The organism is Serratia sp. SA088, from assembly GCF_049065515.1.
In the GTDB taxonomy this organism is placed as follows: domain Bacteria; phylum Pseudomonadota; class Gammaproteobacteria; order Enterobacterales; family Enterobacteriaceae; genus Serratia; species Serratia nematodiphila.
Window position 1 is genome coordinate 124,904 of the sequence record NZ_JBAKGW010000010.1, and the last position, 21,942, is coordinate 146,845.

A 21,942-nucleotide genomic window follows, 5' to 3' on the forward strand; every position below is an offset into this window, starting at 1 on the left:
GGCCGTTTTTCATGGCGTTACTTCAGGTTGCCGACCACCAACTGGTGGCGCGCATTGTAAAACTTACGGTAAGCCAGATAGCAGGCGATGATGGTCGACAGGCTGGCGGTGGAAAGCAGCATAAAGGTCACCATAATCTGGTATTTGATCGCTTTCACCGGGTCGATGCCGGCAAAGATCAGCCCGGACATCATGCCCGGCAGGCTGACCAGCCCGACGGTTTTCGCCGAGTCCACGGTCGGGATCAGCGAAGCGCGGATGCTGTCGCGGATCAGCGCCGCCGAGGCGAACTTGGGCGTCGCCCCCAGGCTGAGCATCTCCTGAATCTTCTGCTGCTCGCTTTTGAAACGCTGGCCGAGGTTGGTGTAGCACAACCCCACCGCCACCATGGCGTTGCCGGCGATCATCCCGGAGATGGGGATCACCTGCATCGGCGTAAATTCGATGGAGCCGGTCAATACCAGCACCGCCAGCGTCAGCACCGCACCGGTGGTGATGGCGATAAACGACGTCACGAACGCGTGTTCGACGTACTTGCTGCGTTTCTTGGCGTTGTAAGCCGCGTTAAAGCAGATGAACAGCACCATCAACACGGTGAGAACGGCGTTATCCAGGTCGAAAATATACTTCAGCACGTAGCCGACGATGATCAGCTGCACCACCGCGCGGCAGATGCTCCAGATAATGTCCTTTTCCAGCGCCAGCTTTTCCCGGTGGCTGATCAGGATGGCGACCACCACCAGCACCATCGACAAGCCCAAGGATTCGTTGGTGATGTTATGCTGATTCATGCTGTTGCTCCTGTTGCTCGGCGCCGTGCGCGCGCAGGGTGATCACTTCGTCCGCATGCGCTATCTCTTCGGTATCGTGCGTCACCCACAGCACCGCCAGCCGGTGTTCCGCCACCAGCTGATGCACTATCTCATTGACGTTGCGTTTGTTTTCCTCGTCCAGCGCGCTGGTGATCTCATCGAGCAACAGCACCCGAGGCATAAACTGCAGGTTGCGGATCAGGGACACCCGCTGCTTCTCCCCGCCGGACAGTTCATTGATGCTTTTGGTCAGCATCGCCTCCGGCAGCCCGAAACGCGCCAGATCGGCCTTCATTTTTCGCTCGGCCGGCGGTTCCTGGCGGATCTGGTAGGGCAGCGCCAGATTGTCGTAAACCGTACTGCCGAACAGTGACGGCGTCTGGAAGCAGTAAGAGACCTGCTTGCGATACGCCTCCGGCGACATCTCGTCGATCGCCTGGCCGTCGAAATAGAGCTTTCCGCTGGTCGGATCCATTAAGGAAGAGATGATTTTCAGCAGGGTGCTTTTCCCGCAGCCGGAAGGTCCGGTGATCAGTTTGAACTCGCCTTCACCCAGCGTGAAAGAGACGGAATCCAGGATCACCTGGCTGTCTATTTGATAATGAATATCATCCAATCTCAGTATGTCTTTCTTTTCCTTCATTACGATGCCGGCTCCCTATACCTGTTCCCGTCTGAGCGATAAGTATATGGCCGCCAAAAACATCTTAGCAATGGCTGTGCGGATGGCAGCGAACGAAGGGGAAGGATTGACGGAGCGAAACGCCCCGCCAAATGATAAATTTAATTAATGATTAGCTGTAGGAATAGTCAAAAGCGACCGCCAGGGTCGAATCACTCTTTTTTTATCGCTGCCTGTTCGTCGCAGCTGTACCAGCGGAGAGAATTGTTGATGCTGCGGTGGGTGCAGTGAACCTTACCCTCCTTTTCCAGCGCCAGCAGCAGGGTGCGGGTGGTATAAATATTTTCGCCGCATTTATCCGCCAGCTCGCGCGTCTTCGGCCACTGCTCCGGCGGGGGATGATGGCCCCCAGATCCTTCCACACGCTCCCTGCACAATCCTTGCAACACATTCAGCATCAGCGATTTTCTGCTTTCAAACGTTTTCGGCGCCTTGGCCATAGCATTCCTCCTGAGTGGTTACTGCTGAGCACCCCGCTCACGGCTGCACGTCAGCGATGCGCAGGGTGTAAATCATGGTGGCATTCGGGGGGATCGCCGGCGGGTTGCCCTGTTTGCCGTACGCCAGCGCCGGCGGCACCACCAGCGTGATCGCACCGTGTTGCTGCAGCTTCTCGATAGCCGCGCGAAACAGCGGCGGGTAGCGCGTCAACGGCTGCGAGATCACCGTCCCCGCCAGCTCCATGTCTTTGACTACCCGGCCGTCGGTCAGGCTTTCGCGCACCACGATATCCACCCGATCGTCGGCGCCGATCGCCCCGCTGCCGACATAGTCCACCCGGTAATAGAAACCGAGCGCATCCTGCTTGACCCCCTCCTGACGAACGAAATTGGCCAGGTAGGCGTTGTCATCCCGAGGCGGCGCCTGCGTCTGTTGCGCCTGCTGCAACCGCTGCTGCGCCGTGTGCAGCGCGCCGTCGATGGCGGCTTCATCGAGCCGCAACCGCCCGGCCAGGGTATCGGCGATGCCCGCCAGCAACAGCTGGGTATCCGCTTCCAGCCCCGCGCGCCGGTTCTCCTGCTGCAGATGCAGAATGTCGCGTCCGAGCGATACGCCGGCGGCATACGCCTGCTTGTCCGCCTCGCTGGCCAGCGCAGGCGGCTCGGCCGCCTGCTGCCGTTCGGCCAGCAAGGTCTCCACCCGCTGCTGCTGCTGCGCCAGCTGCGCCGCCAAACTTGTGCTGCGCTGTTCGGCCCGCGTTAACGAAGCAGCCAGCACGCTCACTTCAGGCACCGGCGCAACGGCCTGCCGCAATCCCTTCAGGGCATCGGCCAGCGGCCGAATATCGACGACGGCCGGTTCCCGTTTCGGCGCCGCCGCGGCCTGAGCCGCCGCCAACTGCCGCTCCAGCTGACGGATTTTCTCCGCCTGCTGTTGCAAAGAGTGCTGCAACGACGTTAAACGAGCGCTGTCTGCGGCTGGTTTGGCGGCTGGTGCTGACGCCGATTTACGCGCGGTGTCTTCCCTGGGCGCGGCCGGTGGCGCCTGCCGCTGTTCGGCAAACTTCAACAGCGCGGGAATGCCGTCATCGGCGGCGCAAGCGGCCCCGCTCGCCGCCAACAGCAAAAGCCCCATCGCCCATCCTTGCGCGCATCGCTTCATGGCTACAGATTCTCAACCCGGCTGGACAGATCGGACATCAGCTCATGCTCGACGTCAGCGCAGAATTTCTCGGTTTTATATTGATAAAGAGCATCAATCGCTTTACGGGTACTCTCATCCACGTTGCCGCGCACCCCGGCATATCCCGAAGCGTTGGAAAGCAGGCCATTAAAATAGGCGATGCGTTTTTGGTAACTTTGCGGATTAATATTCTTTAATGAATTAACCCGCTGCTGACAAAGCGCGATGCGTTGCTCATCGGATTTATCATTAGGATTATTCTGTGAGATTTTTTTCACGGAATTCAGTTTTGTCTTGCTCCCGCCCGCACAGCCAGAAAGCGCCATAAGAGACAGCAGAAATAGGGTCAACCCCACCCAACGGCGCCCGCCGCAAGCATTAATCATCGTTATCATTCCGTTTATAATCCTTTAATTGTCACTTAGGTCATCATTATGTGGCGAACGGCAGCAGCACATGCCTTAATTTGATTAATCAAAATGGGTTAGGTAGCAAAAAATCCCTATCACGCAATGCGATAGAATAATTCACTACCGGTGCAATTGTTATTTAATTGTTAACCAATTAGGTCTAAACGCTGGCTAAACGCGAATAAGAAACCCCATTCCCTCATGAACAAACAACCATGAAATAACAATAAAAACAATAAATTATGTTTTATATTTTGTTTCTAAAGGGAAATGCATCATCTGCTGCCTCAGAGCGATATTAGCAAAACAATATTGTGAATTGTAGGTGTCACCCTATTTCCCCCGATCTAATATCTCGCATATCGTTATTTATATAGTGATTTATACTGGATAATATTTGTATACGATCTATTGATTTTAAAGCAAATATATTTCTTTTTCCTTTTGGTTTTATATTCTGAATTTGACTTAATTTAATAAAATCTATTTCCAAGCAATACTATTATTTGCAAGAATATTCCCAGCAACACGCCACACGTAAAAAACGTATTTTATTTACCAGAAAATCCATTATCGATTTTCCAAATCTCGTTATTTCTCATAAATAACGGATATCGGCGTATTGCCCAGAGCAAAAGGATCTGGCTCCAACCGCACGGGCGGCGACATGGCGTTGCCACCGCCGCGGGGGATTTAGATGTGCTGTTCTTTTTATTTAAAAACTCTCTACAGGAACCTGAGAAATGAAACTGAATAAATTAATGCTGGCAACCATGATTGCTTTCGCTTCCGCATCTGTTGCTCATGCCGCATCTAATCAGGGCAGCGGTAAAGTCACCTTTACCGGCGAAATTATCGATGCGCCATGCAGCGTCGCGCCGGAATCCGTTGACCAAACCGTGCCGATGGGCCAGATCAGCAGCCGCATCCTGGCCAACCAGGGTAAATCCAGCATGCAGCCTTTCAACATCGAACTGAAAGATTGCTCCATCTCCACCATGAAAAACGTCAAAGTGACCTTTACCGGCACGCCTGATCCGGTTAACAACAAACTGCTGGCCCTGAGCGGCACGGCAACCGGCGCCGGCATCGTGATCTACGACAACCTGCACTCCAAAGAGGTGGAACTGGGCACCGCGACCGACGGTCAGGGCCTGAACGATGGCGACAACTCGCTGAAATTCGCCGCTTATCTGCAGGGCAGCAGCGCCTCAAGCGCCGTGGTGCCGGGCGACTTCACCAGCGTGGCGAACTTCACCCTGGCTTACCTGTAATACCCCACAGGGGATGTCTCAGGGCATCCCCCGCTTTATTGCATGCCGAGGATACCGGCAAGGGAACAGGGAAAGACAGGGAGACGCCAGCATGACTATCCGCCTTTGCGGCCTGTTGCTCATCGCGCTAAGCGTCGGCAGCGCGGCGGCGGCAGCGAAAAATCAGGGCCACGGCAAAGTCAGCCTGGGCGGCACCATCGTTGAAACGCCGTGCGGCATCGCCAGCGACAGCCTGGATCAAACCGTCGATTTTGGTCTGATTTCCATGACCGACGCCTCGCAGGATGGGCAGTCGGTGCTGATCGGCAGCCGCCGCCATTTCACGATCAAACTGGTGAACTGCGAGCTGGCCAGCCAGGTGAAGCCTGACTTCATCTATCGCGCGGCCAACGTCACGTTCGACGGCACCGCCGACAGCGGGGATCCTTCCCTGCTCGGCGTTTACGGCGAGGCGCAGGGCGTGGCTATCGAGCTGTTGAACGATGCCGGCACGCCGATCCCGCTCGGCAGCACGACGGCGGATTACCAGATCGTCGCCGGCGACAACACGCTGCGCTTTGGCGCGCAGTTGCGCCTGCATCCCGACAAGGCGCGGGCGGGCGGCTTCAGCTCTCTGGCCAAATTCACCCTGTCTTATCTCTAGCGCCGGCGGGCGCTGCACAGCATTACGTATTCAGGTCGTACGGATGACCTGCTATTGGGCGCGGACTTGCCATGAGTGATTATGCTATGACGTCATTACTGACACGGAAACACCTACCTCTCCTCGTCATTCTGTCTTTCCTCTGGGTGCGTCCGGCATTTTCCGCCACGGAATTCAATACCGACGTCCTGGATATCGGCGAGCGCAGCAAAGTGGATCTTTCGCGTTTCTCCGATGCCGACTACGTCATGCCCGGCGCTTATTTGCTGGACATCAAGATCAACCAGAAAACGCTGCCCCAGCGCAGCATTCAGTATTTCCCGTCGCCGGATAACAAGAGCGGCAGCCAGGTGTGCCTGCCGCCTGACCTGGTGGAAAAAATGGCGTTAAAAGAAGAAGCGGCCAAAAAAATCACCCTGTGGCACGACAACCAGTGCGCCGACATTCGCGGCATCAAAGGCGCGACCATATCCGATCGCATCGGCGGCGGCGTGCTGGCGATCACCATCCCGCAGGCGTGGATGAAATACTCCGATCCCGACTGGACGCCGCCCGAGCAGTGGGACGACGGCATTCCCGGCCTGCTGCTGGACTACAACCTGAGCGGCCAGTTAGGCAAACAGAGCCACAACAACAACACCGCCCAGAACCTGAGCAGCTACGGCACGCTGGGCGCCAACCTGGGCCCCTGGCGCCTGCGCGCGGACTACCAGGCCAATTACAATCAGCAGGCCGGCGATCGCAGCACCGGCTTCGACTGGAACCAGATCTACGCCTACCGCGCGCTGCCGATGCAGGCCGCCAAGCTGACGCTGGGCGAGATCTATCTCGACTCCGGGGTGTTCGACGCCTATCGCTTCACCGGCCTCAACCTGGCCAGCGACGAGCGCATGCTGCCGCCTAACCTGCAGGGCTACGCGCCGGAAGTGCGCGGCATCGCCAAGAGCAACGCCAAGATCACCGTCTCGCAGGAAGGCCGCACGCTGTACGAAACCACCGTGCCCGCCGGGCCGTTCGCCATCCAGGATCTCAACAGCTCGGTGCGCGGCAAGCTGGACGTCAAGGTGGAAGAGCAGGACGGCACCGTTTCGACCTTCCAGGTGGATACCGCCACCATTCCGTACCTGACCCGCCCGGGCTACGTGCGCTACAACGTGGCGCTCGGCAAAACCTCGGCCTACGACCACCGCACCCAGGGGCCGCTGTTTTCCGCCAGCGACTTCTCCTGGGGGCTGAGCAACGCCTGGTCGCTGTATGGTGGCGCGCTGCTCGGCGGCGACTATAACGCCTGGGCGCTCGGCCTCGGCCGCGATCTGAACGTGTTCGGCGCCATGTCGCTGGACGTCACCCAGTCGATCGCTCGCCTGCCCGGCGAGCCGACCGCCAGCGGCATGTCGTTCAAGCTCAACTACGCCAAACGCTTCGACGAGCTGAACAGCCAGATCACCTTCGCCGGCTACCGCTTCTCGCAACGCAAATTCATGAACATGTCGCAGTATCTGCAGGAGCGCTACGGCGATTACGACAAGAATTACAACGGCCGTCAGAAAGAGCTGTATACCATCACCGCCAGTAAAACCTTTATGGCGGAAGACAGCGCCAGGGCGATCACCACCTATCTGACTTACTCGCACCAGACCTATTGGGACGCGCGAACCCAGGATCGTTACGGGCTGTCGACCAGCAAGTTGTTCAGCATCGGCGATATCAGCAACATCACCGCCTCGCTGTCGGCTTACCGCACCTATTACCAGGGCCGCACCGACGACAGCGTGATGCTCAACTTCACCGTACCGATCGGCGATCGTCGGCGCGTCGGCTATGCGCTGCAAACCAACAACGGCGACGTCACGCAGACCGCGTCGTACAACGACTACAGCGATCCGGACAATACCTGGCAGGTCAGCGGCGGCTTTAACCAGTCCGGCAAATCGCTGGCGCGCGGGTACTACACCCACAACGCCTCGTTCGGCTCGCTGAACGCCAGCGCCTCTTACCAGCAGGACAGCTACTCGTCGATCGGCGGCTCGTTCCGCGGCGGTCTCACCGCGACCCGGCACGGTATCGCGGCGCATCAGAACTCGAGCAACGGCGGCAGCCGCATGATGCTCGACACCGACGGCATCGCCGGCGTGCCGATCAATAACGGCCGCGCCTACAGCAACCGTTTCGGGCTGGCGGTGATTTCCGACATCACCAGCTACTACAACACCGACACCCGTATTGACGTCAACAAGCTGGCGGACGACGTCGAGGCCACTCGCGCCGTGGTGCAAGGCACGCTGACCGAAGGCGCCATCGGCTACCGCCACTTCGAGGTAGTGAAAGGCAGCAAGCTGCTGGCCACCATTCGCCTCGCGGACGGCAGCGAACCGCCGTTCGGCGCCGCGGTGCTGAGCGAGAAAGGCCGCGAGGTCGCGGTGGTCAACGACGGCGGCTCGGTCTATCTGACCGGCGTACAGCCGGAGGAAAAACTGGATGTCGCCTGGGAAGGCCAACGCCGCTGCCGCATCGTGATCCCGGGCGCCGCCAAGCCGCTGGACCAGCTGCTGCTGCCGTGCGCCACCCTGTAATCCGTAACGCTGAGAAATAATGACATGAACAAACACCCGATAACGCTACTGACCGCCGCCGGCCTGGCCCTGAGCGCCGTACTGCCCACCGCCGACGCGGCGATATCGCTGGATCGCACGCGCGCCGTTTATGTGAGCGACGCCAAATCGATCAGCCTGAATATCGTCAACGAAAACAAAGAGCTGCCTTTCCTGGCGCAGTCCTGGCTGGAGAACGAGCAGCATCAGAAGATCACCTCGCCGCTGGTGGTGCTGCCGCCGTTGCAGCGCGTGGAGCCGAGCGAGCGCAGCGTGGTGCGCATCACCAAGACGCCGGAAGCGGATCGCCTGCCGCAGGATCGCGAGTCGGTGTTCTACTTCAACCTGCGCGAGATCCCGCCGAAAAGCACCAAAACCAACGTGATGCAGCTGGCGCTGCAGACGCAGATCAAGCTGTTTTACCGGCCGAAGGCGATTGTCGCGCCCAAGGGTGAAGTGTGGCAGGAAAAGCTGGTGTTCCGTAAAAGCGGCGGCGCCATCACCGTCGACAACCCGACGCCGTTTTACATCACCCTGACCGGCATGACGCGGCAGACGCAAAAACAGGGCGGCGGCGCGATCGGCGGTTTTCAGCCGCTGATGCTGAAGCCGAAATCCAGCGAAAGCCTCAAGCTGCACGACACCGGCATGAACAGCTTCGTCATCACCTACATCAACGACTACGGCGGCCATCCGGAGCTTCGCTTCGTCTGCAATGGCGGCGTTTGCACCGCCGTGCCCGAGAAAAAATAAGGAGGTCCAGCATGGCTGAATTCACCGATCGACTGCGCCCTCTGCTGCTCGGCGCACTGCTGTGCGGCGGCGGCGCGCTGGCGGCAACGCCGCTGGGCGTGATCGAAGGCACCACCGGCACCGTCAGCTTTCACGGCGGTCTGCTCAGCTCTCCCTGCAGCCTGACGCCGGACAGCCGGGATCAGTCCGTCGATCTGGGCGACGTCAGCGCACGCGACTTCCGCAACGCCGGCGATCGCAGCGCGCCGGTGCGTTTTCGTCTCTCGTTCCGCAATTGCCTGCTGGGCGCGCGCGCGCTGGCGGATAACCCGGCCGGCCCGCGCAACGGCGATGCCGGCCGCCTCTACCTGCAGGGTGAGCAGGCCGCCACGCTGGTGTTTCTCGGCGAAAGCGACGTCGACAACCCGTCGCTGCTGAAGCTGAACGGCGGCGTACAGGGCATCGGCCTGCGGCTGCAAGACCAGCAGGGCCAGGCGCTGGAGCTGAATCAGCGCAGCCGCCCCTACATTCTGCAGCCCGGCAGCAACACCCTGTGGTTCAGCGCCAGCGTGGAATCCACCCAGCGGGCGGTGATGGCGGCCGGGTTCGCCGCCGTGGCGCACATTCAGGTGATTTACCTGTGAGGCTCGAGAACGCAATGAAAACTCAACTGACCAAACTCTGCCTGCCGCTGGCGATTGCGCTGGCGGCCCCCGCCGCCTGGGCCAACGGCTATGTCACGCCGGACGGCGGGCCGAAACAGTTCTATATCGATCTGAATGAAAGCAACATCACCAACCAGGTGGGGTTCACCAAACTGTTTCCCTATGATCTGGGCGGCACCTATACCGGCAAGGTGTATTGCGATACCCCTATCCCCACCAGCCCGCACTTTTACAAGTCGGATTCGGCGTTGCCCCCCTCCGACTACGGCAACGGCTATTTAAAGCTGAATGACTTTTTGGATTTAAAAGCCGAGGTGTGGATTGCCGGCAACAAGAACGCCTACGTCACCGTGCCTTTTTACAACGAATCGAATTTGCTGAGCCAACACCGCTGCCAGCCGCCGTACTTGCAGGTCAACAACTACGGCAGCGGCTCCAAAGGCAAGATCACCTTCCGGGTGCGCAAAAAAATCATTAACGGCGTTGAGATTAACGATCGGCAGATCATCGAGATGTACGGCCGCCTCGGCTCGACCGACGGCGGTTTCGGCCCCAACCCGATGGCGCAGGTGTTTATCCAGTCCGCAATCCTCTACGTGCCCGATAAATGCGTGGTGAACGAAGGCCAGTTGATCAACGTGGAGTTCGGCGAGATCGGCGGCAGCGATCTCAACGGCTCGAACTACCCGCAAAGCATTCCGGTGCGCTTCCAGTGCGAGGGCGGCAGCTTCGAGGACGGCACGCTGAATATCAAGCTGGCGGTGTCGGGCACGGCGGCCTCCTTCAGCAACGAGGTATTCAAAACCGACAAGAACGATCTCGGCATCCGGCTGACGCATAACGGCCAGCTGGTTATCCCGAATGAGTTTTACCCGGTGCCGAACATCGGCAACGGCGGCTCCTGGAACCTGGTGGCGGCGCCGTTCGCCAACGGCGGCGCAGAGATCGGCGAAGGGGAATTCAACGCATCGGCCACCATCGTGGCGGCATTCCAGTAACCGAGGGAGGAACGGAAAATGCGTCTACGCGCTTTAGCGCTGCTGAGCTGCGCGCCCTGGTGGTTTGCCGCCATGCCGGCGGCGGCGAACACCGAGCTTATCGGCGCGCCGGTGCAGTTCCACGGCACCGTGGTGAGCCGCCCGTGCAATATCGAACCGCAGTCCGCCGATCAGCTGGTGGAGATGGGCACGGTGATCGTCAAAACCCTGTACCGCTACGGACATACCACGCCGGTGCCGTTCAGCATCAAGCTGACCGACTGCAAGACCACGGTGTTCAAATCCGTCAGCGTGACCTTCAGCGGCGCCGAAGACGGAGAGCTGCCGGGCAAGCTGGCGATCAACAACGGCGCGAACGGCGCCGCCATCGCCCTGTTCGATCATCAGGGTGCGGACATCTCTCTGAATAAGGCCACCAGCGCCGTCGCGCTGCAAAACGGCCCCAACAACCTGAACTTCACCGCCTACGTACAAGGGCGGCCGAGCGCGATTCAAAACCAAAGCATTACCGAAGGCGAATTCACGTCCGTCGCCAATTTTGTGCTGGCGTACCAATAAGCCCCGCACCGCCCCAGGGAAATCAGGAAAACGCCCGGCGCGCAATCGCCGGCAATGGGCCGTCACCGTTCGCTCCGGCGCGGCCTTTTAAGGAGGCACCCATGCCAGATATTCGCTTCACGCTGTTCGACAGCGATAACTTCTACCAGCAGGGGCTGCGTCTGCTGCTGCAGGATTATCTGCACTCCCTGAACGAATGCCAGCGCCGGTACCCGCAGTTCTCGCCGCTGGCACTGCAGGCGTTGGATAACATCGAAATCGTGCTCCGCACGCCGGAAGAGCGCTGGGGCTGCGCCTGCTGTTACCAGAGCCCCTACGGCATCCCGCGCCAGCGGCAGCTGACTCTGCTGATCCTCGACGACACGACTCAGCAACAGGTGAAAAACCTGCCGCCGCTGTTCAGCATCCATCGGCGCGATTCGGCCTACGCCATCCGCCTCAAGCTGCAGATGGCGCTGGAGAAATTTATCCAGCATCCGTGGATGGCGCTGCACGCCGCCGGCATGTGGAAATGCCAGGCCTGCCGCATCGCCGCGCTCAGCCACTGCGAAAAAAAAGTGTTGGGGTTGATGAGCAGCGGCATGTCCGCCTGCAGCATCGCCGGCCTGCTGCAGCGCAGCCAGAAAACCATCAGCGCCCATAAACGCTCGGCGATGCGCAAGCTGAACGTGCGAAAAAACAGCGAGCTGAATAAGGTGCTGCTGAATCAGCGCGGGCTGAGTTGACTGACAACGGACTCGCGAGTGCCGAAAGAGTGGTTTACTCTGAATACTCATTTTCGCACTGCAAAGCGAGCCGGAATCCATGCCCCGAACAGCCCAAGTCGTTGACGTCCCCGCCCTCGGCGAGATTGACCGCCAGGCGGGGCAGCTGAGCCACCAGCTGGCGCAGGCCCTGCGCCGGGCCATTCACCGGGGCGATCTGAAAGCGGGCGATCTGCTGCCCTCGACGCGCCGGCTGTCGGCGGCGCTGGATCTGGCGCGCGGCACGGTGTTGGAAGCCTTTGCTCAGCTGACGGCGGAAGGCTTTCTCGAACCGCAGCCCGGCTCCGGCACCCGGGTCGCCCACTATCAGGCGCCGCGCCGCACGCCGCACGCCACGGCGCAGGCGAGTTCGGCGGTAGCGGTTCCGCTTTCTTCACAGGCGCAGCATCTGGCGCGCTTTGCCACGCAGGCGCGGGCGCTGCCGCCGGTGCCGTTCACTGTGTCAGTGCCAATCGGCGATACCGCGCCCGACGATATCTGGCGGCGGCTCGGCAACCGCATCCGCGCCCGCGGCCCCGGCGCGCCGTCGGGCTACGGCGATCCGCTGGGCGCACTGCCGCTGCGCGAAGCCATCTGCGACTATGTGCGCCGTTCCCGTTCGGTAAACTGCACGCCGCAGCAAATCCTCATTACCTCCGGCACCCAACAGGGACTGTATCTGGCCGCGCAGATCCTGTTGGACGCCGGCGACAGCGCCTGGGTCGAAGATCCTGCCTACGCCGGCATTACCGCCATTTTCGATAGCCTGTTCCGCGATCGGCGCATGATTAGGGTGCCCGTCGCCGACGACGGCATCGACGTCGCCGCCGGCGTGCGTCTGGCCGCCAATGCCCGCGCCGCCTTTGTCACGCCGTCGCATCAGTATCCGCTGGGCATGCCGATGAGCATGGCGAAAAGAAGCGCCCTGCTGGCCTGGGCCAGAGAGCGGCAGGCCTGGATCGTGGAAGACGATTACGACAGCGAGATGCGCTACGCCGGCCACCCGTTCCCTTCGCTGCAGGGGCTGGCGCCCGAGCGGACGCTCTATCTCGGCACCTTCAGCAAGGTGCTGTTCCCTTCGCTGCGGTTGGGTTACGCCATCGTGCCGCCGCCGCTGGTCGACGCCTTTTGCGGCGCCAGGATCCTGATGGATCGCCATCCACCCAGCGCGGATCAATACGTGCTGGCCGCCTTTATTGCCGAAGGGTATCTCGACCGGCATATCCGCAAAATGCGCGGCGTCTACGCCGAGAAGCGTCGGGTGCTGATCGAGGCGATCAACGCGTACATCCCGGCCGAGCTGGCGGTGGTGCAGCCCTGCGATCAGGGCATGCACATGGTGCTGTGGTTGAGAAAAGATCTCGACGACGTGCGGGTCGCCCTGCAGGCCAACGAAGCCGGGTTGGCGCTGCGGGCGGTGTCGCCGATGTATGCGCCCGGCCACGGTGAGCCGGGCCTGGTGCTGGGGTTGGGCGGTTACGCCGACCGCCAGGTGCAACAGGCGGTGGAACGGCTCGGACGGGTGATCCTGGCCTGCGCCGGCAGCGGCGCCTAGCGGGAAAAACGTTTGGCGCCGAACACGCAAACCACCACGCCGGCCATCACGGCGATCATCATCGGCTGGACGGTCTCATGCAGCAGCCAGCCCGCCAGCGCCAGGCCGAAGAACGGCTGCAGCAGCTGCAGCTGCCCGACGGCGGCGATGCCGCCCTGCGCCAGGCCGCGATACCAGAAAATAAACCCAATCCACATGCTGAACACCGAGACGTAAACCAGCGACAGCCAGGCAGCGCCGCTGACCACGGGCCAGGCGGCCGGTGCCGCCAGCCAGGTGGCCGCCAGCGTCAACGGCAAGGCGACCACCAGCGCCCAGGAGATCGCCTGCCAGCCGCCGATCCGGCGCGACAGCACCGCCCCTTCGGCATAACCCAGGCCGCACAGCAACACCGCCCCGACCATCAGCGCATCCCCTTGCCAGGCGCCGCCGCTCCCCTGGCTCAACGCGAAAGCGCCCACCAACACGGCGCCGACGCCTGAAAAAGCCCAAAAAGCGGGCTTGGGCCGCTCTCCGCCGCGCAAAACGCCAAAACCGGCGGTCGCCAGCGGCAGCAGGCCGATATACACCAGCGAATGCGCCGACGTGGTGTGCTGCAGCGCCAGCGCCGTCAGCAGCGGAAAACCGATGACTACGCCAAGCGCCACAAACAGCAGCGGCGGCAAATCCGCCCGCGTCGGCCGCGCCTGCCGGGTGATCAGCAGCGCACACAGGGCCAGCAAAGCGGCGATCGCCGCCCTGACCGCCGTCAGAAACAGCGGATCGAGCTCCAGCACCGCCACCCGGGTCGCGGGCAACGAGCCGCTGAAGATCATCATGCCAAGAAAACCGTTCATCCAGCCCTGGGCCGAATGCCCGGCGGCGGGATGTGCAGGGGTAACAACGAGAGTTTTTGCAGACTGACTGTCCGTCATGTGAACGCTCCGCACGCCTGAGGCATACCGAAATCGGCAACCCGCGAGGCGATGTCATAGTGAAAGAGAACATCGTTGCCCGGCGTCGTTTGCCGGGGCTGCGTTCTATTTTTCAGATAAAGCGGTTCACAGACAGGTCCAGATAGTGAAATTTTCACTGTGCCGGTTAGCAAAGCGCGCCGCTAACGCCAAAGAAGGGCGTTTTTCGGGCTGTCCTTGGCCGTTTGGCGGCCCTGCCTGCGGGGTATCATGGACTTTTATGCGTTTTTGTAGAACAGGACAAGGTGCGGCGCCGTGGTGAAACCCTTCTTACGCAGTGGCAGTTTGGATGACGTGCTGGCTTTAGGCGAGAACGGGCAACCGGTCTACGCCTGCGCGCAGCAGCTGCGGGAAACCCTGCGCCTTCGCCGACAGCAGCAGGCCGCCGACTGTCTGGCGATCCCCCAGCCGAACGAAAGCGGCACCCGCATCGACTGGTATGCGCCCTTCCCCGGCAAAGTCACCTCCTGGCTGGCGGCGAGCGATGCCCAGCGCGCGCAGGCGGTACGGCACCTGGAACACTGCCTGACGACCTTCCGCAGCCTGACGGAACAGGCCCTGGCGACCGATCACCCCAGCCATCGCCTGTTCGGCGCGCTGCTGGCCAAAGCGATACACATACCCGACCCCAACCACGTTTACCTGGTGGACGATCGACCGGTGCTGACCTTCTGGGGCTTTATCAAGCCGCAGGCGCAGAGCCCGAACGATCCGTTGGCCTGCCTGCGCCCGATCGAAGCAGAGATGAAAGTCGAAGTGGAAAAACCGGCGCCGATCGCCGCCGCTCCGCGTAAACCGGCCGTTGTCGAACCGGTAAAGCCGGCCCCGGCCGCCGAGCCCGAACCGGCGCCCGCCCCGGCGGCGCCCGTCGAATCCCCCGCCGTTGTTCGCCCACATCGGCGCCACGCGCTGTGGCTGTTGCCGGTACTGCTGCTAGGCAGCGCGGCGCTGGCCGCCTGGCTGCACAGCTCACCGCCGCCGCCGCAACCGGCGATGCCGGCTGAGGTGCGCCATCCGGCGCCGCCGAAAAAAACCGCCGCGCCGTTGCCCAAGCTGCGCTTGCCGCTGGCGCACGCCACGCTGATGCCGCCGCCCCCGGCGCCGGCCATCCCGCAACCGCTGGACAAAAATGCGCTGGTGCTGCCGCCCGAGGCGGTGAAGGCCGGTTCCACCCGTTTCCTTAACGGCAAATGGCGCGCCACGGTGGCGCTGAAAGACCCGATTACCGGCAAGCGCCCCGGTCTGCAATACCGTCTGAACGGTGGCAAGGGCAGCGCTGTCATCGCCTACGGCGACGGCGTCAGCTGCCGGGTGGCGGTCGAAGCCGGGCTGATGCAGTCCGGCAATCTGGTGATCAACAGCCGCACCAAGGCGCGCTGCAGCGACGGCAGCCGCTACCAGATCCCGGAGATCGTCTGCCGCCAGGGCGAAACCGGCGCGGCAGAGTGCACCGGCCGCTACGATGCGGACACCACCTATCCCATGACGTTCAAGCGCGAGAGTAAATGATGCTGGCACCCCTTACGGACTACAAACACGGCATTACGCTGATCCAGGACAGCGGCATTCAGTTTCTGGACTTTGCCCTGACCCCGCTGCTGGACGCCGAGTTTCCCGGCAAATTCGTGCGCAAGACCGCCAGCGGCCCGCTGCTGCGCCTGCAATGGGAGGCCGAGAGCGGCAAATACCAGTTGCCGGCCGTGGGCGACCAGGCCGCCGAAGTGGTGCGGCCGGAGTTCAGCTATCCGCTGCAGCAGTCGCTGCGCCTGCTGGATAAGCTCTGGCTGCCGCTGCCCTTCTTGCGCCACACCCCGGCGGGCCTGTTTTTGTCGGGCCCGGACAACTGGGCGCGCCTGCAGGTGGTGCAGCTGGATGAACCGGATCAGGACGGCAACCTGCTGCGCGTGGTGCTGGCCTTCGACACTCGCGCCGCCGCGCCCGGCCAGGAGGCGCTGGCGCCGGGCGAAAGCGATCTCGGCGCCGATCTGAGCTTCGCGCTGGCGCACCGCAACCACGAGCTGGGCGAGTTCCTCGATCTGACCTGGGTGGACGGCTGGCTGCGCGAGGCGTTCAGCCAGCGCGCCGCCGAGCGGGAACAGCGCGCCGAAGTGGAGATCAACGCCGGGCTGAAAACCTTCGAGTATCAGGCGCACTACCTCAACCTGCTGCACATGCTCGGCCATCAGTTGGCGGTGCCGCAGATAAAAATGGCGGCTGCAACGCTGCAGCAACCGGCGATCGACGTCGATCTGGTGCTGGACGTCGGTAACTCGCACACCTGTGGCGTGCTGGTCGAAGACCACCCGGAAGAGAGCAACGGCCTGAAGCAAACCTACGAGCTGCAGCTGCGTTCGCTGTCCGAACCGCACCGCGTCTACAACGAACTGTTCGAGAGCCGGGTGGAGTTTTCTCAGGCCAGCTTCGGCAAGCCGCATCTGTCGTTCCAGAGCGGGCGCGACGACGCCTTTCAGTGGCCGTCCATCACCCGCGTCGGCCGTGAAGCCGCACAGCTGGCGCAGCGGCGAACGGGCCATGAAGGCACCACCGGCATTTCCAGCCCGCGCCGCTACCTGTGGGACGAGGAGCGCTATGCGCCCGGCTGGCGCTTCAACGAGCGGCACGAGCCGATGGCCGCCGCCGCGCCGTTGACCACCCTGATCAACGACGAAGGCGTGCCGCTGTCCGCCCTGCCGACGGCGCAACGGCTGCCGGTGTTCGCCGCCCATTACAGCCGCAGCGCAGTGATGAGCCTGATGCTGAGCGAGCTGCTGGCGCAGGCGCTGATGCAGATCAACAGCATCGCCCAGCGCAGCCGCATGCCGAACGCCGCCGCGCCGCGCCGTTTGCGCGCCATCATTCTGACGCTGCCTTCGGCGATGCCGAAACCGGAGCGCGAGATTTTCCGCCGCCGCATGCAGGAGGCGATCGGGCTGGTGTGGAAGGCCCTCGGCTGGCACCCGCAGGATGCGCCGTTCGACGGCGCGCACGCCCGCTTCCCGGCGCCGCAGGTGCAGATGGAGTGGGACGAGGCCACCTGCGGTCAGATGGTCTATCTGTACAACGAAACCCAGGTGAACTTCGCCGGCCGCACCGACGCCTTTTTCGCCGCCATGGCCCGGCTCGACCGGCCGTTGGCGCCAGGTGAGCAGGCGGGAAAAACGCTGCGCATCGCCTCCATCGACATCGGCGGGGGCACCACGGATCTGGCGATCACGCACTATTCGCTCGACGACGGCGTGGGCAACAACATCAAAATCAACCCGCGCCTGCTGTTCCGCGAGGGTTTTAAAGTCGCCGGCGACGATATCCTGCTGGACGCCATCCAGCAGTTTATCCTGCCCGCCGTGCAGCAGGCATTCGAAGCCGCCGGCGTGAGCGCCGCCCCGGCGCTGATGGACAGGCTGTTCGGCAACGAAGGGCGCATGGACGGGCTTTCCACCCTGCGTCAGCAGGCCGCTCTGCAGATCTTCATGCCCGCCGGACGCGCGCTGCTCGGCGCCTATGAAGAATACGACCCGCTGGACAACCGGGCGGAAATCGCCGCCAGCCTGGGCGATCTGCTGCCGCAGCCGCCGACGCCGCAGGTACTGGCGTTTATCAACGGCGAAGTGCAGCGCGAAGCCGACAGCAACGCCTTCGATATCCTGCACACCCCGCTGGTGATCCGCCTGGCCGATCTGCACGCCGCTTTCTTGTCCGATCGCATCGGCATCGGCCGCTGTCTGCGCCTGCTGGCCGAGGTGGTGGCGCTGTATACCTGCGACGTACTGCTGCTGACCGGCCGCCCGGCGCGTTTCCCCGGCGTGCAGGCGCTGCTGCGCCATCTGCAGCCGCTGCCCGCCAGCCGCATTCTGCCGCTCGAGGGGTATCACACCCGCAGCTGGTACCCGTTCAACAAACGCGGCCGCATCGACAACCCGAAATCCACCGCCGCCGTGGGCGCCATGCTGTGCCTGCTGGCGATCGACCTGCGGCTGGAGAGCTTTTACTTCAACGTCGGGGATTTCCAGCCCTACTCCACCATTCGTTATCTGGGCATGCTGGACGGTAACAACATGCTGGCGGACGATAACGTCTATTACCGCGACATCGATCTGGATCGCGCCGATTTCGCGCTCGATCCCGCCGGCAGCTTCCAGCTGCGCGGTCCGCTGCGCCTGGGATTCCGCCAGCTGGACAACGAACGCTGGCCGGCCTCGCCGCTCTATACGCTGACCATCAATGACGCCCAGCTGGCGCGCAAGCTGGCCGGCGACGCGGTGATCAGCCTGCGGCTGGCCATCACCGCCAGCGCCGAGCAGGGCGCCGAGAGCGTCAAGATCGCGCAGGCGCTGCTGGCCGACGGCAGCCCCGTCCCGGCGCACCACCTACAACTGAAACTCAATACCCTGGCTGCCAGCGCCTCCGGCGCGACCCACTACTGGATAGACAGCGGGAGCATTTACCCACGATGAACACGCAAACCTTCGCCCCAGCGGCCCCGAATAACGCGCTCAGCGCCGGCATATTGCAGGCGATCGACTGGGTGGACGCCGCGCGCCGCCAATCCCCTCGCCTGGAGCGGGAGGCCGATCGCCTGACGCTGCGCCTGCGCCGTTGCCATAACCGCGCCGCACGGTTGGAAAACACATGCCCTGCGCAGGTCGCCATCGGTTTGTATGGCCACAACGCCGCCGCCAAGGCCCATCTGCTGGCGGCGCTGGCGCCTGGCGCAAAGCGCTTCAACGCGGACCTTTCGCTCGCGGTGCGCTACTGCACGGCGGCCGAGGCGGGGCCCGCCGAGTATCCGATCGCCCTCGCCCTGCTCAATGAAGCGCAGTGGCTGGCCATCACGCTCGATGCCGCCGCGATGGGCGGCTTCCGGCTGGACTGGGACGCCCGCGCGATCGCCGGCCATCTGCAAACGTTGGCGCGCCACCGCCAAGCCATCGCCCCCGACGGCCTCAGCGACGGCGATGTGCTGGCGCTGTGGGATAGCCAACGCCGCCACGGCGACAAGGGGCAACAGACGCTGGACAGGCATTTCTGGCCGCAGGCCGTGGCGCTGGCGCCGCAGCTTAGCATCGACGATCGCGCGCGCCTGTTTGCGCCGCTGTGGGGAGAGGAACCGACGCTGACGACGCATTATCGCCAGCTGGCACACACGCTGCATGCCCTCGGTGACAGCCGGCAGGTTCATGCCCCGCGCCGCGCCTTGACGCTGCTGACCGCGAGCGCCGCACCGGAAAACACGACAATCGTCGTGATGGCCGAACACGACGGTGAACGGGAGATCGCGCTGAGCGATCTGGTCTGGTTGACCGCCGAAGTCACCACCGTTCTGCCGCAGACGGCGCAGGCGGGCCTGCCCGCCGACGTGGCGCTGATCGACCTGCCCGGCAGCTGCGCCCGCCCGCAGGCGGAACCGACGCAGCGGCTGCAACAGGCGAAACGCGCCCATTTGCTGGCCCGCTGCGCGGACGGCCTGCACGCCAACCTGCTGCTGGTGGCCGATGCCGCCGCCACGCCGCAGGACGCCGCGCGCATCGGCCAAGCGCTCGCCGGTTGGGTCGACCACACCCAGGGGGAAACCCCGGCGCTGCGCCAGCGCCGCAAACCCGGTTTAATCTGGGCGATCACGCCGTTCGACCCACGCCAGGAAGGCAAACCGCGCCCTGACGACGCCGTTCAGCGCCAGGTCGGCGAACCCGGTGACAGCTGGGCCACACTGCTGGCGCTGGATGAGCAGGATTGCCGCCGCATGGTGAACTACCTGGCCGCACAGGCGCGCCCGGCCCACAAGCAAGCGCGCCTGCTCGAGCTGCGCGAAGAGTTGCAGCGCGAGCTGACGGAAAGCCTGCTCGGCAACTGGCTCACCGCCGCCGATCCGCACGCGACCCAGCAACGCGCCCAACAGCTGCTGCGCGCGCTGCAGGCGCAGGCCGGCCGCCACGGCGAACTGCTGGAACGATTGTTGCCCCAGCGCGATACGCTGCGCCAACTTTACCAGCAACAGCAGCACGCCGCGCCGACCCCGGCGACGCCTGCGCCGTTCGGGCTCGACATCGATCTGTTCGGCGCACCGGAAACCCCGGCGCCCGGCGAGCCCCCCACGTCACCCTTTGCCACGCGGATATTCGCGGATTGGATCAACCATCTGCGCAGCCTGCCGGACAGCCGCCGGTTGCTGGATCTGCTCGGCGTCGACAAACCGCATCTCGAACTGCTGGTTGATGCGTTGATCGGCGCCGCCTGCCGCCAGCGGCTCGATGATGAGCTGGAGCGCGCGCTGTGCGCCGGCGGCCTGCCGGAACAGGGGGAAGATCGGCAGATCAGCCAGGCGTTAGCGCTGTTGGGCGACTTCGTCGCCTGGCTCGGCTTCCAGCGGCGCGATGCGGCAACGCGCCCCGAGAGCCGCGTCAATCCCGGCCAACCGATCTTTACCCCGCCGCCGCAGCCAGCGGTGGACTGGAGCGGCCAGCAGCGGCTCACCCGGCTGGCACCGACGCCAACCAAAAATACCGCATTTTATATCTATGACTGGCTGATCGGCCTGCAGACCCTGCTGGCGGAAAATGCCGCGCAGGCGCAGCCCGCGCTGGCAGACGAGCAACGCGCCGCACTGGCGGCGATCGTCGCCGCCCTGCGCGCGGTGTCATAGCGGACGCCATCCGGGCCGGACACCGCCGCGCAGTCAGTGGCAGGCCGGCCCGGCCGACATCACTTCGCGGAAATGGGTGACCAGCGGGCGCAGGTTGGCCTTGTGCCACACGGCCCACAGCTGCGTGGTGTATTGCATCCAGGGCAGTTCGCGCAGCACTACGCCTTGCGGCGCGTTATGCCGCAGGCTGTGCTGGATCAACGTCATCCCCAACCCGGCGGCGACCAGCCCCAGCGCGGTCAGCGGCTCGCCCGCCTCCAGCCGGATATCCGGATCGAACCCGGCCTTCACGCAGGCCGCCACGAAGTCGTCGCGCGAATGGGCATCCTCCTTGTGCAGCACCGAAATCCAGGCCTGATCGGTGAGATCCGCCGGCAGCAGCGTCTCTCGCTCCGCCAGCGGATGGGCCTGCGGCAAGGCCAACAGCATGCGATCGTCCAGCACCTGCGTATATTCAAAATCCGGATCCGCGCGATCCGGCACCGTATTGACCAGCGCCACGTCCAGGCTGCGCTGCCGCAGCCCTTCCAGCTGTATGAAAGAAGGCTGGCTGTAAAGCACGATGTGCACATCCGGCCGGGACACCCGCAGCGACCGCAAGGCGTTCGACAAGACGCCGGAGTGCATCGCATTTTCGATATAGCCAATGCACAGCCCGCCGTCTTCCCCGCGCCCCAGACGGCGCCCAAGCGACTCGAGCCGGGTGGCGTGCGTCAACAGCGCGCGGGTTTCTGCCAGAAACGTCTGGCCGTCGGCGGTCAGGCGGATGCGCTGCTGATTGCGCTCGAACAGCATCAAACCCAGACGTTCCTCAAGTTGGGAAATCTGCCGGCTCAGCGGTGACTGGGAAATGTGCAGCCGTTCGGCGGCGCGGCCGACGTGCTCTTCTTCCGCCACCGCCACAAAGTATTTCAACTGACGTAAATCGATCATGTGAGACCTCAAAGGACTTAACTTAGACAAATTATGTCCTATCAAGTCACAACTTGCCAAGTTATCTTTAGCCTCGTGACGGGGCAGACGCTGTATGAGCCCCACTAGTTTCCCTGAAAAGATAACGAAT

The 21,942-nt window shown here is 62.8% G+C and carries 19 protein-coding genes; 12 read left to right on the forward strand and 7 right to left on the reverse strand.

Going from position 1 to position 21,942, the window contains the following annotated elements; translation table 11 throughout:
- Positions 1-17 precede the first annotated feature (17 nt).
- The 5 genes from fetB to ACOWVD_RS21890 all read right to left on the reverse strand — a co-directional run bounded on the left by fetB (position 18) and on the right by ACOWVD_RS21890 (position 3,512).
- Entirely contained in the window at positions 18-791 is a 774-nt protein-coding gene (gene fetB, locus ACOWVD_RS21870) for an iron efflux ABC transporter permease subunit FetB (protein WP_004930878.1), read from the reverse strand.
- Entirely contained in the window at positions 778-1,455 is a 678-nt protein-coding gene (fetA, locus tag ACOWVD_RS21875; RefSeq protein ID WP_049240487.1) for an iron efflux ABC transporter ATP-binding subunit FetA, read from the reverse strand. The genes fetB and fetA overlap by 14 nt, the downstream gene beginning before the upstream one ends.
- 191 nt (positions 1,456-1,646) lie before the next feature.
- Complete coding sequence (locus tag ACOWVD_RS21880; RefSeq protein WP_004930885.1) at positions 1,647-1,934, reverse strand: FaeA/PapI family transcriptional regulator; 288 nt, start codon at positions 1,932-1,934, stop codon at positions 1,647-1,649.
- 37 nt (positions 1,935-1,971) lie between these two features.
- Positions 1,972-3,069 carry an FKBP-type peptidyl-prolyl cis-trans isomerase N-terminal domain-containing protein gene (locus tag ACOWVD_RS21885; RefSeq protein ID WP_274865321.1) on the reverse strand — a complete coding sequence of 366 codons (1,098 nt, stop codon included), beginning with the start codon at positions 3,067-3,069 and terminating at the stop codon, positions 1,972-1,974.
- Between the two features lie 29 nt (positions 3,070-3,098).
- Entirely contained in the window at positions 3,099-3,512 is a 414-nt protein-coding gene (locus tag ACOWVD_RS21890) for a hypothetical protein (protein ID WP_015379341.1), read from the reverse strand.
- Positions 3,513-4,270: 758 nt separating this feature from the next.
- Between ACOWVD_RS21890 and ACOWVD_RS21895 the strand changes: the two genes are divergently transcribed.
- From ACOWVD_RS21895 to ACOWVD_RS21935, 9 genes are all read left to right on the forward strand, one after another.
- A complete protein-coding gene (locus ACOWVD_RS21895; protein WP_004930897.1) occupies positions 4,271-4,801 on the forward strand; it encodes a fimbrial protein in 531 nt (176 codons plus the stop codon).
- A 91-nt stretch (positions 4,802-4,892) separates the two neighbouring features.
- Positions 4,893-5,444 carry a fimbrial protein gene (locus ACOWVD_RS21900; protein ID WP_015379343.1) on the forward strand — a complete coding sequence of 184 codons (552 nt, stop codon included), beginning with the start codon at positions 4,893-4,895 and terminating at the stop codon, positions 5,442-5,444.
- An 86-nt stretch (positions 5,445-5,530) separates the two neighbouring features.
- Positions 5,531-8,017 carry a fimbria/pilus outer membrane usher protein gene (locus tag ACOWVD_RS21905; RefSeq protein WP_049186521.1) on the forward strand — a complete coding sequence of 829 codons (2,487 nt, stop codon included), beginning with the start codon at positions 5,531-5,533 and terminating at the stop codon, positions 8,015-8,017.
- Positions 8,018-8,041: 24 nt separating this feature from the next.
- A complete protein-coding gene (locus ACOWVD_RS21910) occupies positions 8,042-8,788 on the forward strand; it encodes a fimbrial biogenesis chaperone (protein WP_021505171.1) in 747 nt (248 codons plus the stop codon).
- A gap of 11 nt (positions 8,789-8,799) precedes the next feature.
- A complete protein-coding gene (locus tag ACOWVD_RS21915) occupies positions 8,800-9,411 on the forward strand; it encodes a fimbrial protein (protein WP_004930909.1) in 612 nt (203 codons plus the stop codon).
- A gap of 14 nt (positions 9,412-9,425) precedes the next feature.
- On the forward strand, positions 9,426-10,430 hold the full coding sequence (locus ACOWVD_RS21920; protein WP_004930911.1) for a fimbrial protein: 1,005 nt from the start codon (positions 9,426-9,428) through the stop codon (positions 10,428-10,430).
- 18 nt (positions 10,431-10,448) lie between these two features.
- Complete coding sequence (locus ACOWVD_RS21925) at positions 10,449-10,988, forward strand: fimbrial protein (protein WP_015379347.1); 540 nt, start codon at positions 10,449-10,451, stop codon at positions 10,986-10,988.
- Positions 10,989-11,089: 101 nt separating this feature from the next.
- Positions 11,090-11,713 carry a helix-turn-helix transcriptional regulator gene (locus tag ACOWVD_RS21930; protein ID WP_015379348.1) on the forward strand — a complete coding sequence of 208 codons (624 nt, stop codon included), beginning with the start codon at positions 11,090-11,092 and terminating at the stop codon, positions 11,711-11,713.
- Between the two features lie 79 nt (positions 11,714-11,792).
- Positions 11,793-13,286, forward strand: a complete 1,494-nt coding sequence (locus ACOWVD_RS21935; RefSeq protein WP_049240483.1) for a PLP-dependent aminotransferase family protein — start codon at positions 11,793-11,795, stop codon at positions 13,284-13,286.
- Here the strand turns inward: ACOWVD_RS21935 and ACOWVD_RS21940 are convergent.
- Positions 13,283-14,200, reverse strand: coding sequence for a DMT family transporter (locus ACOWVD_RS21940; RefSeq protein ID WP_015379350.1), 918 nt, complete (start codon positions 14,198-14,200; stop codon positions 13,283-13,285). The two genes, ACOWVD_RS21935 and ACOWVD_RS21940, sit on opposite strands and share 4 nt — an antisense overlap.
- A gap of 294 nt (positions 14,201-14,494) precedes the next feature.
- Here ACOWVD_RS21940 and ACOWVD_RS21945 point away from each other — a divergent pair, with 294 nt between their 5' ends.
- From ACOWVD_RS21945 to ACOWVD_RS21955, 3 genes are read left to right on the forward strand one after another with little or no spacing between them, the layout of a single operon-like run.
- A complete protein-coding gene (locus ACOWVD_RS21945; RefSeq protein WP_306377725.1) occupies positions 14,495-15,748 on the forward strand; it encodes an SrfA family protein in 1,254 nt (417 codons plus the stop codon).
- A complete protein-coding gene (locus tag ACOWVD_RS21950) occupies positions 15,748-18,693 on the forward strand; it encodes a virulence factor SrfB (RefSeq protein ID WP_306377771.1) in 2,946 nt (981 codons plus the stop codon). The genes ACOWVD_RS21945 and ACOWVD_RS21950 overlap by 1 nt, the downstream gene beginning before the upstream one ends.
- Positions 18,690-20,879 carry a virulence factor SrfC family protein gene (locus ACOWVD_RS21955; RefSeq protein ID WP_049240481.1) on the forward strand — a complete coding sequence of 730 codons (2,190 nt, stop codon included), beginning with the start codon at positions 18,690-18,692 and terminating at the stop codon, positions 20,877-20,879. The genes ACOWVD_RS21950 and ACOWVD_RS21955 overlap by 4 nt, the downstream gene beginning before the upstream one ends.
- 33 nt (positions 20,880-20,912) lie before the next feature.
- Here the strand turns inward: ACOWVD_RS21955 and ACOWVD_RS21960 are convergent, their stop codons facing one another.
- Complete coding sequence (locus ACOWVD_RS21960; RefSeq protein WP_004930950.1) at positions 20,913-21,812, reverse strand: LysR substrate-binding domain-containing protein; 900 nt, start codon at positions 21,810-21,812, stop codon at positions 20,913-20,915.
- Positions 21,813-21,942: the final 130 nt, after the last annotated feature.